Source organism: Microbacterium testaceum StLB037 (genome assembly GCF_000202635.1).
GTDB lineage: Bacteria > Actinomycetota > Actinomycetes > Actinomycetales > Microbacteriaceae > Microbacterium > Microbacterium testaceum_F.
On record NC_015125.1, the window covers coordinates 3,548,485 to 3,562,760 of the forward strand.

Consider the following 14,276-nt stretch of genomic DNA (forward strand, 5'->3'; position numbering starts at 1 on the left):
CGTCCGTCCCGCCAGGATACTGAGCCGTCGGGCACGTCGCCCACATGGTCCTCGCCGAGAACTTTCAGGAGTCCTCCGATAGTCTGAAACGTCGATTCTTCGGCGACCACCCGAGTCGCCGATTGGGGATGGTGCATAGCGTGAGATTCGTCTGGGCCGTGGTGGCGTTCATCATCGCCGCCGTCATGATCGGTGCGGGCATCGCCCAGCGCACCGTTTTCCAAGGTCCCGCGGAGGCATCGGAATCGATCCGAACGGATCAATCGACCGCGTACACGATGATCGACGGCGCCGTGCTCGGCAAGCTCCCGGGGGCGCAGACGCTGCGCGTCGAAGGAAGCTCCACCGTGTTCGTGGCGTACGGCCGCACGGAGGACATGCGCGCCTGGCTCGCGGATGCCGAGTACACCTCGGTGACGACGGCCGACGAGGGCGCCATGCAGACCTCGGTGGTGCAGCCGACCGTGACGCCCACCGCCGGCGCGACTCCGAGCGCGACCGACACCACGGGGGGCACCGACACGACGGGTGGCACCGACACCACCGGCACGACGGGCGCGCAGGCCTCCGGCGGCCGTTCGCCGGTCGGCTCCGACCTGTGGCTCGACGAGTTCGAGCAGCCCGGAGCACTGACGCAGACGCTGCAACTTCCCGCCGACATGAGCGTCCTCGTCGCCTCGGACGGAACGGCTCCGGCACCCTCGTCGATCACCCTCACGTGGCCCGTCGACAACTCCACTCCCTGGGCGGGCCCGCTCATCGTGGGCGGGGGAGTCGTGCTGCTGATCGGCCTGGTCCTCTACGTCCTCGGCATCCGTCACGTCCGTCGTTCGCGGCGCCCGCGTCGGAAGGGATTGCCGTTGCCCGTCACCGAGCCCATCTCGATCGCGGATGCCGAGGACAAGGGCGTGATCAGCGAGACATCCCGCCGGCGGACGCTGGGGCGCGGACGTCGTTCGCTCATCGCCATCCCCGCCCTCGGAGTCTCCGCGGCCCTGTTCGCGGGGTGCTCGGCCGACGCATGGCCCCAGATCGCGGCCTCCGACTCGCCCAGCCCCTCCGCCACCGTCATCGTTCCGGAGGGGCAGTTCCCTCCCGCCGTGACCGAGGCGCAGGCGCAGCGCATCGTGTCGCGCATCTCGCAGACGGTCGCTCAGGCCGACGCGGCGATGGACGCCACCGCGGCGGAGACCCGTCTGACGGGTCCCGCCCTCGCGGAGCGCAAGACCAATTACACCCTCCGTGCGGCAATCCCTGATCGGCCCGCTCTGCCGGCCATCCCCGCGGAGCCGGTGCAGATCACCCTGCCGCAGACGACGAACACGTGGCCGCGCACGGTCATGACGGTGGTGGAGTCGGACGACGCCAGTGCGCCCACGACGACCATCATGATGATGACGCAGGACGACCCCTGGTCGGAGTACCGCGCGTCCTACGTCGGCAACCTCGAGGCATCCACGAACCTGCCCGAGCTGGCGGCCCCGTACGTCGGCGCGACGCAGGTGCCGCCGGACTCGTCGTTCCTTGTGATGGCGCCGAACGAACTCGCGTCGGCCTACGCCGACCTCATCAACAACGGCCAGAACAGCGCGTCGTGGTCGAAGTTCGACACGGCCAACGATCTTCTGCTGCCCGCGATCGAGGACAACAAGAAGAAGCGCACGGACGAGCTCAACCAGACCGGTCAGGGCACGGCCGAGATCAGCTTCACCGCGGCGGCCGGTCCCACCGCCCCGATCGCGCTCGCCACGCTCGACACCGGCGCCATCGTGGCCGTCAACGTCTACGAGAGCGACACGGCGAAGCCGACGAACGCGGACGCGGTCATCAAGCTCGACAACAACCCCGCGGTCAAGGCGCTCACCGGCGTCGACCAGTCCGCGAAGGGCTTCACGACGACGTACTCGGATCAGATCTTCTTCTACGTCCCCAGCCAGGGGTCGAACGATCCGATCCGCCTCCTCGGTTACCGATCCAGCCTCCTCGAAGCGAAGGTGTCCCCGTGAGCACTCCCGCCCCCGGTTCCGTCCTGCGCGGTGCGGTCGACCTGTCGTCGCTGCGCAACCGCCCCACGCCCCCCGCTCCGTCCGCCGAGGGCCCCGCGTCCGCGGACGCCCCGGCGATACCGCTCGTCTTCGACGTCACCGACGCCACCTTCGGGGAGGTGCTCGAGCTCTCTCGGACGGTGCCCGTCGTCGTCGATCTGTGGGCCGAATGGTGCGGGCCGTGCAAGCAGCTGAGCCCCATCCTCGAGAAGGGCGTGACCGAACTCGGCGGTCGTGTGGTGCTGGCGAAGGTCGACGTCGACGCCAATCCGCAGCTGGCGCAGGGATTCCGCGCGCAGTCCATCCCGATGGTGGTGGCGTTGGTGGCCGGTCAGCCCGTCCCCCTGTTCACCGGCGCCGTACCCGAGCAGCAGGTGCGCGAGGTCTTCGCGCAGCTTCTGCAGCTCGCCGCTCAGCACGGGGTCACCGGCACCGTGCCGACGGGCGAGGGGGCACCGGATGCCGACGAGCCCGCCGAAGCGCCCCTGCCGCCGCTCCACGCGGAGGCGTTCGCCGCGATCGAAGAGGGCGATTATCCTCGCGCGATCTCGGCGTACGAGCGTGCTCTCGCGGAAAACCCGCGCGACACGGAGGCGGCCGCGGGTCTCGGCCAGGTGCGCCTGTTGAACCGCGTGCAGGGCGCCGACCTCGCGCAGGCTCGTGCGGCTGCCGCTGCCGCTCCCACGGACGTCGAGGCGCAGTTCCTCGTGGCCGATCTCGACCTCGCCGGCGGTCACGTCGACGACGCGTTCGGGCGCCTGCTCGATCTTTTCGCGGCCCTCCCCGCGGAGGAGCGCGCTCCGGTGCGTGCGCGCCTGCTGGAGCTGTTCGGCATCGTCGGGGACGACGACGCCCGCGTCCTCCGCGCGCGGGGCCGCCTGGCATCCCTTCTCTTCTGACACGACATGACGAAGGCCCCGTCCGAGGACGGGGCCTTCGTCGTATCCGCGCCGGTCAGGCGCCGGCGGAGTGCTGAAGCCACAACACTCCGAGGGGCGGCAGCGTCAGTGTGGCGCTTCCGCGGGCGTCCGTCGTGACCGCGCCGAAGTTGCCCTGACCCGAGCCGCCGAAGGCCTCGGCGTCGCTGTTGAGGACCTCGGTCCACGTCCCCGCCTCGGGCAGGTCGATGGGGAAGTCGCCGAGGGGGACGCCCGAGAAGTTGCACAGCACGGCGACGGTGTTGCCGTGGTGATCGCGGCGCGCGAAGGCGAGCACGTTGGGGTTCCACGCCGGCGCGCCCAGGCGCGAGAAGGCCGCTCCGTCGTGGTCGCGCGACCACAGCGGCGCGTGGTCCTTGTACACGCGGTTGAGTTCGGCGACGAAGTCGTGCAGCTGCGCGTGCGACGGCTGGTCCAGCATCCACCAGTCGAGGCCGCGGCCCTCGGACCACTCGGACATCTGCCCGAACTCCTGACCCATGAACAACAGCTGCTTGCCCGGGTGCCCCCACATGTACGCCAGGAACGCGCGCATGTTGGCGAGCTTCTGCCAGTGGTCTCCCGGCATCCGTCCGAAGAGACTGCCCTTGCCGTGCACGACCTCGTCGTGACTGATCGGCAGGATGAAGTTCTCGCTGAACGCGTACACGAACGAGAACGACAGTTCGCCCTCGTGGTGGGAGCGGTACATCGGGTCTCGCGCGATGTACTGCAGCGAGTCGTTCATCCACCCCATGTTCCACTTGAAACCGAAGCCGAGGCCGGCGTGCGAGGTCGGAGCGGTGACGCCGGGGAAGCTCGTCGACTCCTCCGCGATCAGGGCGATACCGGGGTAACGCTTGTACGAGGTCGCGTTGACCTCCTGCAGGAAGCGGATCGCCTCGAGGTTCTCGCGCCCACCGAACTGGTTGGGGGCCCACTCGCCGTCGTTGCGGGAGTAATCGAGATAGAGCATGGATGCCACGGCATCCACGCGCAGGCCGTCGACGTGGAACTCCTCGAACCAGTACAGCGCGTTGGCGACGAGGAAGTTGCGCACCTCGTTGCGGCCGTAGTCGAAGATGAGCGTGCCCCAGTCCTTGTGCTCGCCGCGGCGGGGATCCGGGTGCTCGTAGAGCGCCTCGCCGTCGAAGCGGGCGAGGGCGAACTCGTCCTTGGGGAAGTGCCCGGGGACCCAGTCCATGATCACGCCGATGCCGGCCTGGTGCAGACGGTCGATGAGGTAGCGGAGGTCGTCGGGGTTGCCGAATCGGCTGGTGGGGGCGTAGTAGCCCGAGACCTGGTACCCCCACGAGCCACCGAAGGGGTGCTCCGCCAGCGGGAGGAACTCGACGTGGGTGAAGCCCTGGGCTCCGACGTAGTCGATGATCTCGTCGGCGGCATCCCGGTACGACAGGCCCTGCTTCCACGAGCCGATGTGCAGCTCGTAGATCGACATCGGCCGGTCGATCGGGGCGGAGTTCGAGCGTTCGGTGATCCACGCGTCGTCCGACCACGTGTAGTCGGAGTCGGTCACGACGGATGCGGTCGCGGGCGGCACCTCGGCGAGACGCGCCATCGGATCGGCCTTCTGCAGCCACGCGCCGCTGCGGGCGAGGATCTCGAACTTGTAGCGTGCGCCCACACCGACACCGGGGAGGAAGATCTCCCAGATGCCGCTGGAGCCCATGGAGCGCATCGCGCTGCCCTGGCCGTCCCAGCCGTTGAAGTCGCCGATCACGCGCAGGGCGCGGGCATCGGGAGCCCAGACGGTGAACGCGGTACCGGCCACGCCGTCGAACTCCCGCGCGTGTGCGCCCAGAACGCGCCACAGCTCCTCGTGACGCCCCTCCGCGATGAGATGCAGGTCGAGCTCACCCACGGAGGGGGCGAACCGGTAGGCGTCGTCGGCGGTGTGACCGACGCCGTCATCGTAGGTCGAGCGCACGCGATAGGCGCCGGGGTGTGCGGGAGCGGATGCCTCCCAGATCCCCTCGCGCACATGCGCGAAGTCCACGGTCGTCCCGTCCGGCAGTTCTGCCACGACCTCTCTCGCGAGGGGACGACGGACGCGGATCACCCACCCCTGCGCGGTCTCGTGCGCGCCGAGGACGCTGTGAGGGTCGTGGTGCGTGCCGTAGGCGACGGCATCCAGGAGCTCGGGGGGAAGGGTGCTCATCGGACCTCCTTGACGTGCAGGATGTGCACGGGTTCGTCGAACGCGTCCAGGCGGACGAAGTTGTGATCGGCCCACGTCCAGACCTGCCCGGTCACGAGGTCTTCGACCTCGTAGGGCGTGCCGGGCTCGACACCCCAGACCGTCGTGTCCAGGTGGACGGTGGTCTGCCGCGTCGAGTGCGGGTCGACGTTGGCGACGACGATGATCGTGTCGCTCACGCCCGTGGGGGAGAGGGCGGCGTCGAGATGCTTGGAGTAGACGAGGATCGCGTCGTCGTCGCTCCAGTGCACGTCGAGGTTGCGCAGCTGCAGGAGCGCGGGGTGCTCGCGACGCGCCTTGTTGAGCAGACGCAGGTAGGGGGCGAGGGAATCGCCCGCTGCCTCAGCCCCGGCCCAGTCGCGGAACTTGTACTCGTACTTCTCGTTGTCGATGTTCTCTTCGGAGCCGGGTCGCGCCACGTTCTCGTACAGCTCGTACCCGGCGTAGACGCCGTACGTCGGTGCCGCGGTGGCGGCGAGGGCGGCGCGGATCTTGTACGCGGGACGACCGCCGAACTGGAGGTACTCGGTGAGGATGTCAGGGGTGTTCACGAAGAGGTTCGGACGGAGGAAGTCCGCCGTGTCGTGAGCGAGGCCCGAGAAGAACTCCTCGAGCTCTTCCTTCGTGTTCCGCCACGTGAAGTACGTGTAGCTCTGCTGGAACCCGGCCATGGCCAAGCCCTGGAGCGGGGCGGGGCGGGTGAAGGCCTCCGCGAGGAAGACGGCGTCGGGCTCTTCCGCGCTGACGGTGGCGATCAGCCACTCCCAGAACTGCAGGGGCTTGGTGTGAGGGTTGTCGACGCGGAAGATGCGCACGCCCTGCGCGATCCAGTGCCGGACGATGCGCAGCACCTCGGCGCGGATGCCCTCGGGGTCGTTGTCGAAGTTGACCGGGTAGATGTCCTGGTACTTCTTCGGCGGGTTCTCGGCGTAGGCGATCGAGCCGTCGGGCAGCGTCGTGAACCATTCGGGGTGCTCGGTGACCCACGGGTGATCGGGCGACGCCTGGAGAGCGAGGTCGAGCGCGACTTCGACGCCCTGGCCGCGTGCGGCCTCCACGAACGCACGGAAGTCCTCGAGGGTACCGAGGTCGGGGTGCACGGTGTCGTGACCCCCGGCCGGACCGCCGATCGCCCACGGCGACCCGGGGTCGCCGGGGGCCGTCACGAGAGTGTTGTTGGGGCCCTTGCGGTTGCTCTCGCCGATGGGGTGGATCGGAGGCAGATAGAGAACGTCGAAGCCCATGTCGGCCACGGCCGGCAGGCGATCGGTCGCGGTGCGGAACGTTCCGCTCACCACGGTGCCGTCGTCGGCACGCGTCGCGCCCTCCGAGCGGGGGAAGAACTCGTACCACGCTCCGACGCCGGCGCGCTCGCGCTCGACGAGAAGCTCGGTGTCGCGTCCGACCGACACCAGGCTCATCACGGGCCGGGCGGCGAAGAGGGCCGCGATCTCGGGGCTGCGGACGATCTCGAGGGCGACGTCGTCATGGGTGTCGGGGTCGCGCAGGGCGCGGGCCGCGTCGTAGAGCACGTCCTTGTCGCTCGCGGGGCGCTTCTTCTCCCCGCGCGCGCGATCGAAGAGCTGCGCCCCGATCTCGCGCATCAGGGGTGCGTCGACGCCGGCGGCGATCTTGAGGTCGGCGGCGTGCTCCCACGTCGCGAACTCGTCGGCGAACGCCTCGAAGCGGAAGCGCCACACGCCCTGTTCGAGCGGCGCGACGAGGGTGGACCACCGATCGAAGCCGTCGTTCAGCGGGCTGAGGCGGTGCAGCGACTCGTCGCCCGACGGCGAGAACAGGCGCACGTGCACACCGATGCGATCGTGCCCCTCACGGAACGCGGTGACGGTGAAGGGGACCGCCTCGCCGACGTATGCCGAGGGGCGGAACCGCCCGCCGGGGACGCTCGGGTGCGGCAGAGCGAGAGGGATACGCGGGGTCACCACGCCCTTCGCGGTCGGCGTCGGTTTGACCGTGCGCTCGGGAATCGAGGCGCCACTGCGCCAGGGACGTACGGGCGAGAGAGTCGTCGTGGTGGCCACGGTCCGAACCTATCGCGGCCCGCCGACCTCGCCGTATCGATTCTCCCGGCCTTGACATGGCGGCCGGGTTACTCGACGCGGAACAACCTCATCGAGGTTCCGCCGAGGTCGATCAGCTCGCCGGGGGCGAACGCGTCGCCCTGCTCCGTGGGGGCCTCCTCGTCGCTGGACCAGAGCGAGACGTACCTCTGGGCCCCATCGACGACGGGTAATGTCACCTCGACCGGACGCTCGTCACCGTGCACGACGAGGAGGATCCGGTTGAGCGCCTCCTCCTCGGGCGTCGAGGTCGCGAGGTATTGCAGGGTCCGATGCGACGGATCCGTCCAGCGCTCGCTCGACATCGTCTCGCCGTGCTCGTCGAACCACTCCATGACGGAGGCGGAGGGGATGCTCTCGCCCGCTCGCGCGAAACGCTTGGGGCGCAGCGCCGGGTTCTCGCGCCGCACCTGCAAGAGCCGCTGGGTGTGGGCGAACAGGTCGCGTTGCCAGGGCGCGAGGTCCCAGGAGAGCCACGTGAGCGCGGAGTCGTGGCAGTACGCGTTGTTGTTGCCGCGCTGGGTGCGGCCCATTTCGTCGCCCGCCGTGATCATGGGGACGCCGGCCGAGAGCAGGAGCGTCCCCAGGAGGTTGCGCATCGCCTTGCGGCGCGTGGCGAGCACCCGCTCGTCATCGGTACGCCCCTCGGCGCCGTGGTTGAACGAGCGGTTCGTGTCGGCGCCGTCGCGGTTCTGCTCCCCGTTGCCGAGGTTGTGCTTGACGTCGTACGAGACGAGGTCGCGAAGCGTGAAGCCGTCGTGCGCGGTCACGAAGTTGATGCTCGCGAGCGGGCCGCGCTCCTCGGAGAAGGTGTTCGACGACCCCGCGAGGCGCGTGGCGAACCCGCCGATGCCGACCGGCGCGGTGTCCGCCCGCCGGGCGTAATCGATGTCGCTCAGCCAGAAGTTGCGCACCCGATCGCGGTAGCGATCGTTCCACTCGTGCCAGCCCTCTCCGAAGGCACCGGTCTGCCACCCGCCCATGCCGACGTCCCACGGCTCGGCGATGAGCTTCGTCCCCGCCAGCTGCTCGTCGTCGCGGATGGCCTGCAGCAGCGGATGGTCGGGCGTGAAGGAATGGTTCTCGTCGCGTCCGAGCGTTACCGCGAGGTCGAAGCGGAAGCCGTCGATCTGGACGTCGTTCGCCCAGTAGCGCAGGGAGTCGAGCACGAGGCGCGCAGCGGCATCCGTCGACGTGTTCACCGCGTTCCCGCATCCCGTCTCGTCGATGTACACGCCTTCAGCGGTCTGGCGGTAGTACGAGCGGTTGTCGATGCCGCGGAGACTCGTGCGGGGGCCCCCGATGCTCTCTTCGGCGGTGTGGTTGTAGACGACATCGAGGATGACCTCGAGACCCGCCTCGTGGAGGAGCTTCACCATGCCCTTGAACTCGCGCAGGACCGCCTCGGGGCCCGCGGCGCGACTTCCCGCCGTCGCGTAGTCGCCGTGCGGGGTGAAGAAGTTCAGCGAGTTGTAGCCCCAGTAGTTCGACAGCCCGAGTTGGAGCAGGCGGGGCTCGGTCGCGAAGGCGTGAACGGGGAGGAGTTGGACGCTCGTGATCCCGAGAGAGTGGAAGTGATCGATCATGGCGGGGTGCGCGAGACCGGCGTACGTGCCGTGAAGAGCGGGAGGGACGAGCGGATGCCGCTTCGTCAGGCCTTTGACGTGCCCCTCGTAGATGACCGTGCGGTCCATCGGGACGCGGGGCTTGACGGACGATCCCCAGTCGAAGCCGCCGTCCACCACGACGGAGCGCCAGTCGCCGTAGTTTCCGGAGACGAGTCCGCGTGAGTACGGCTCGATGAGCAGGGACTGCGGATTGAAGGTGTTCCCCGGCCCGTGCGGGCCGCCCACGCGGATCGCGTACCGCGCGCCGGGGCGCAGGAGCGGGGTCGTCGCCTCGAAGACACCGTCGCCCACGGGCGCCATCGGAAGGGTCTCCGTCGCCCAGTCGAGGTCGACGTCGTCGAAGACGAGGAGCTGCATCGCATCGGCGTGCCCCGACCACACGCGGAGGGTTCCGCCGTGGGGGCCGAAGGTCACGCCGAGGTCGTCGAACGTGCTGTCAAGCAGACCGGGGTGCGGGGGAAGGACAGTCTCGGGTCGGACCATGAGACCTAGGGTAGTGAAGGCGACAGTGGATCTCGGAAGGGGAGCGTGATGCAGGTCTACCTCGATCACGCAGCGACGACTCCTCTGCGCGCAGAAGCTCGCGAGGCGTGGCTCGCCGCACACGAGGTGCTCGGCAACCCCTCCTCGATCCACGGCGCGGGCCAGGCCGCCCGGCGCCTGCTCGAGGACGCGCGCGACGAGCTCGCGCGGGTGCTGCACTGCCAGCCCATCGAGATCGTCTTCACCTCCGGCGGCACCGAAGCGGCCAACCTGGCGCTGAAAGGGTTGTGGTGGGCCCGGACGGCGGGGACGCAGGCCGTGGTCCTTCCCGACGGCGAGCACCACGCGACCCTCGACGTCGTCGGCTGGCTCGCGTCCCGTTCGGGTGCCGAGGTCCGGGCCGTTCCGCTGGACGGCCTCGGCCGCATCGATTCCGAGGCCTTCATCGCCGCGGTTCCCGGCGCGGCGCTGGCGACCGCGCTCGTGGCCAACAACGAGGTCGGAACGCTGCAGGATGCCACGGCCCTGGCGTCCGCGGCATCCGGGGCCGGGGTGCCCCTGCATCTCGACGCGGTCTCGGCGCTCGGGAGCGTGCCGGTCGACTTCGCGGGATGGCGCGGTCCGGGATCCGACCGCGGAGGACTCGCGGCGATGTCGGTGTCGGCGCACAAGGTCGGCGGACCCGTCGGAGTGGGGGCGGCGGTCGTCTCTCGCCATGCGACCCTGACTCCGCTGGTCCACGGCGGGGGACAACAGCGCGGGCTTCGCGCCGGGACGCAGGATGTCGCCGGCGCGGCCGCGTTCGCGGCGGCGGCGACGGCGGCCGAGGCGGAGCGCGAGAGCGAGGGGCGGCGCGTGGCGGAGTTGCGCGATCGGCTGGTGGATGGCATCCGTCGATCCGTTCCCGAGGCTCGCCTGCTGGGCGATCCGACGAATCGGCTTCCGGGTAACGCGCATGTGCTGTTCCCGGATGCCGCGGGCGAGACGCTGCTGTTCCTGCTCGACATGGCGGGGATCGCGGTGTCTACGGGATCCGCGTGTCAGGCGGGGGTGGCCGAACCCTCGCACGTGGTGCTCGCGCTCGGGCTCGGCGAACGTGCTGCGCGGTCGGTCCTGCGTTTCACCCTCGGGCGCACCTCGACAGTCGCGGACGTGGACGCCGTGCTCGCCCGGCTCCCCGACGCGTACGCCCGGGCGGTGGCATCCGGAGCCCGTTCAGGTCCCGCTTCGTAGACTGGAGCCATGCGAGTTCTGGCGGCGATGAGCGGTGGCGTCGATTCCGCCGTGGCAGCGGCGCGCGCCGTCGATGCGGGCCACGACGTGGTGGGGGTCCACCTGGCGCTCTCGCGCGCGGGCGGGACGCTGCGCGCGGGCAGCCGCGGCTGCTGCACGATCGAGGATGCCATGGACGCGCGTCGCGCGGCCGACAAGCTCGGGATGCCGTTCTACGTCTGGGACTTCTCGGAGCGGTTCCGCGACGACGTGATCGACGATTTCGTGTCCGAGTACCGCGCGGGGCGCACCCCGAACCCCTGCATGCGCTGCAACGAGAAGATCAAGTTCGCCGCTCTCCTCGAGCGGGCGCTCGAGCTCGGCTTCGATGCGGTGTGCACCGGTCATTACGCGACCCTCGTCGACACTCCGGAGGGGCGGGAGCTGCACCGGGCGTCCGACAACGCGAAGGATCAGTCGTACGTGCTCGGTGTGCTGACCGCGGAGCAGCTCGCGCACACGTACTTCCCCCTCGGCGCCACGCCGTCGAAGGCGCTCGTGCGGGCCGAGGCCGAGGAACGCGGACTCACGGTCGCACAGAAGCCCGACAGCCACGACATCTGTTTCATCCCGGACGGCGACACGCGCGGCTGGCTGGCCGACAAGGTGGGCGCGGAGAAGGGCGAGATCCTCGACCGCTCGGGGGCCGTGGTCGGCACCCACGAGGGCGCCCACGCCTTCACCGTCGGGCAGCGGCGCGGGCTGCAGCTCGGCGTGCCGGCACCCGACGGCAAGCCGCGGTTCGTGCTCGAGGTGCGCCCCGTCAACAACACCGTCGTGGTCGGGCCGAAGGAGGCTCTTGCCTGCGCCGAGATCGCGGGGGAGCGTTTCACGTGGGCGGGGCGTGCACCGTCGTCGACGTCGTTCGCGTGCGACGTGCAGATCCGCGCGCACGCCGACCCCGTTCCCGCGTTCGCGGAGCTCGAGGACGGCGTGCTCACCGTGCGGCCGGATGCCCCGTTCGACGGTGTGGCGCCGGGACAGACGGCGGTGCTGTACGACGGCACGCGCGTGATCGGGCAGTTCACCATCGACCGGACGGTGTCGGCGGTCCCGGTCGAGGTCTGAGGAGCACTCGACGGGCGGCAGGCTCCCGGAGCTCCGCAAGGCCCACGGGCGATGTCGGAGCCCCTCCCTAAGCTGGTGGGGTGACCGAGCACGATCAGCTTCCCGACCTCAGCCTCGATGACGCGCGCGCAGAGGCCATCGACCTGACGCAGCGCATCACCGACGCGCGCGAGGCCTACTACGGGCGGGACGCCGAGCTCGTCGACGATGCGACCTATGACGGATGGATGCATCGGCTCGAGGCTCTCGAGCGCCGCCACCCCGAGTTGCAGGGGCAGGACAGCCCGACGCTGTCCGTCGGCGCGGCCGAGGCGACGGACCTGGCGACGATCGAACACGCCGAGCGCATGCTGAGCCTCGACAACGTCTTCTCGCCCGACGAGCTGCGCGATTGGGCGGTCAAGACCGAAGCAGCCGCGGGCCGCGCGGTGCACTGGCTCAGTGAGTTGAAGATCGACGGCCTCGCGATCAGCCTGCGGTACGAGAACGGTGTGCTGACCTCGGCGGCGACCCGCGGTGACGGGCGCGTCGGCGAGATCGTCACGGAGAACGCCCTGCGTCTCGCGGACGTGCCCCGCGAGCTCGGGGGGGAGGGGCACCCTCCGATCGTGGAGGTCCGCGGCGAGGTCTTCATCCCCGTCGCGAAGTTCGAGAACCTCAACCGTCTGCAGGGCGAGTACCGGGACCGGGCTGTCGCCGAGGCGCGGGAGCGTCACGCCGGTCGTCGCGCCGGCCGCCCCTTCGACGAAGAGAAGGCCGAGCAGGCGGCCGCGCGACGCTTCCCCGCCTTCGCCAACCCCCGCAACGCCGCGAGCGGGGGCCTGCGCCAGCAGATCGACAAGAAGACGGGTCTCGAGCTCGAGGCCGGCCTCGCGCGCATCGAGTCGCTCTCCCTCTACGTGCACGGCATCGGCGCCTGGCCCGACCCGCCGGTCGCTGCCCAGAGCGAGATCTACGACCTCCTTGCTTCGTGGGGGCTGCCCACCTCGCCTTACAGCCGCGTCGAGTCGAGCATCGACGGCGTCCTCTCGTTCGTCGCGCATTACGGCGAGCACCGGCACGACGTCGAGCACGAGATCGACGGCGTGGTCGTCAAAGTCGACGAGCTTGCGCTTCACGACGAGCTTGGGGCGACGAGCAGGGCTCCGCGCTGGGCGATCGCGTACAAGTACCCGCCCGAGCAGGTGAACACGAAGCTGCTCGACATCGTCGTCTCGGTGGGCCGCACAGGGCGAGCGACGCCGTTCGCCGTGATGGAGCCGGCGAAGGTGGCCGGGAGCGTCGTCCGCCAGGCCACCCTGCACAACCAGGACGTCGTGAAGGTGAAGGGTGTCCTCATCGGCGACACCGTCGTCCTGCGGAAGGCCGGAGACGTCATCCCCGAGGTCCTCGGACCCGTCGTGGAACTGCGCGACGGCACCGAACGCGCGTTCGTCATGCCCGCGGACTGTCCCGAGTGCGGGACACCGCTGCGACCCGCGAAAGAGGGCGACATCGACCTTCGGTGTCCCAACGCACGGTCGTGCCCCGCCCAGGTCCGCGGGCGCGTGGAACACATCGGCTCGCGCGGCGCGCTCGACATCGAGGCGCTCGGTGAGGTCACCGCCGCCGCGCTGACGCAGCCCGAAGTGCCGGAGCGCCCGCCCCTCGACACCGAGGCGGGCTTGTTCGACCTCACCGTGGAGCAGCTCGTGCCGATCGAGGTCGTGGTCCGCGACTCCGAGACGGGCGAACGCAAGGTCGATCCGGAAACGGGCGAGCTCGTACGACGTGCCCCGTTCCAGAAGCTCGGTCCCGCATCGTATCCGCCGGGTGCCGAGAACCTCGATCCGGCGGAACGACGACGCCGCGGCATCCGAAAGGACTACCGCGAAGTGCTCCCGTCCGAGCAGGCGACGAAGCTCGTCGCCGAGCTCGAGAAGGCGAAGACGAAAGACCTGTGGCGCCTGCTGGTCTCGCTCAACATCCGCCACGTCGGTCCCGTGGCGGCGCGCGCACTCGCGCAGTGGTTCGGATCTCTGGATGCCATCCGCGCGGCGACGCGAGAGGAGCTCGCCGCGGTCGAGGGTGTGGGCGGCATCATCGCCGACGCGGTGATCGACTGGTTCGAGGTGGACTGGCACCGGGAGATCGTCGAGACCTGGTCCCGCGCGGGCGTGCGGTTCTCCATCCCGGGGCACCCGGGTCCGGGAGCGGCGGCGGCCGCGGGCGGCGTTCTCGCGGGGCTCACCGTGGTGGCCACGGGGTCGCTCGACGGCTATACCCGCGAGGGCGCGCAAGAGGCGATCCTCGCCGCGGGAGGCAAGGCGGCCTCGAGCGTCTCGAAGAAGACCGACTTCGTGGCGGCCGGACCGGGTGCCGGCTCGAAACTCGCGAAGGCCGAGGAGCTGGGCCTGCGGATCCTGGATGCCGCGCAGTTCCGCATTCTCGTCGAGCAGGGGCCGGGCGCCCTCGACGGGGTGGGGTCAGATGGATCCGGTGAAGACGAGCCGGCGACGCCCTCGGTCGAGTGAGCGGCACGCCGCCGACCCACGAGGCCGGATTCATGACGATCGAGTGCGTGC

The 14,276-nt window shown here is 70.0% G+C and carries 8 protein-coding genes; 5 read left to right on the top strand and 3 right to left on the bottom strand.

What is annotated here, in order from left to right; translation table 11 throughout:
- Positions 1-140 precede the first annotated feature (140 nt).
- Positions 141-2,006, top strand: a complete 1,866-nt coding sequence (locus MTES_RS16230; protein WP_043361611.1) for a hypothetical protein — start codon at positions 141-143, stop codon at positions 2,004-2,006.
- Positions 2,003-2,944 carry a tetratricopeptide repeat protein gene (locus MTES_RS16235; RefSeq protein WP_013586371.1) on the top strand — a complete coding sequence of 314 codons (942 nt, stop codon included), beginning with the start codon at positions 2,003-2,005 and terminating at the stop codon, positions 2,942-2,944. Before MTES_RS16230 ends, MTES_RS16235 begins: the two co-directional genes overlap by 4 nt.
- A 55-nt stretch (positions 2,945-2,999) precedes the next feature.
- Here the strand turns inward: MTES_RS16235 and glgB are convergent, their stop codons facing one another.
- From glgB to glgX, 3 genes are all read right to left on the bottom strand, one after another.
- The gene (gene glgB, locus MTES_RS16240) at positions 3,000-5,141 is read right to left on the bottom strand and encodes a 1,4-alpha-glucan branching protein GlgB (RefSeq protein ID WP_013586372.1); all 2,142 of its coding nucleotides are present in this window, start codon (positions 5,139-5,141) and stop codon (positions 3,000-3,002) included.
- Positions 5,138-7,222, bottom strand: coding sequence for an alpha-1,4-glucan--maltose-1-phosphate maltosyltransferase (locus tag MTES_RS16245; RefSeq protein WP_013586373.1), 2,085 nt, complete (start codon positions 7,220-7,222; stop codon positions 5,138-5,140). Before MTES_RS16245 ends, glgB begins: the two co-directional genes overlap by 4 nt.
- 68 nt (positions 7,223-7,290) lie before the next feature.
- Positions 7,291-9,372 carry a glycogen debranching protein GlgX gene (gene glgX, locus MTES_RS16250; protein ID WP_013586374.1) on the bottom strand — a complete coding sequence of 694 codons (2,082 nt, stop codon included), beginning with the start codon at positions 9,370-9,372 and terminating at the stop codon, positions 7,291-7,293.
- A 48-nt stretch (positions 9,373-9,420) separates the two neighbouring features.
- Between glgX and MTES_RS16255 the strand changes: the two genes are divergently transcribed.
- The 3 genes from MTES_RS16255 (at position 9,421) to ligA (ending at position 14,225) form a co-directional block, all read left to right on the top strand.
- A complete protein-coding gene (locus MTES_RS16255) occupies positions 9,421-10,605 on the top strand; it encodes a cysteine desulfurase family protein (RefSeq protein WP_013586375.1) in 1,185 nt (394 codons plus the stop codon).
- Between the two features lie 9 nt (positions 10,606-10,614).
- Entirely contained in the window at positions 10,615-11,712 is a 1,098-nt protein-coding gene (mnmA, locus tag MTES_RS16260; protein WP_013586376.1) for a tRNA 2-thiouridine(34) synthase MnmA, read from the top strand.
- Positions 11,713-11,792: 80 nt separating this feature from the next.
- On the top strand, positions 11,793-14,225 hold the full coding sequence (gene ligA / locus MTES_RS16265) for an NAD-dependent DNA ligase LigA (RefSeq protein WP_013586377.1): 2,433 nt from the start codon (positions 11,793-11,795) through the stop codon (positions 14,223-14,225).
- The last annotated feature ends 51 nt before the right edge of the window (positions 14,226-14,276 follow it).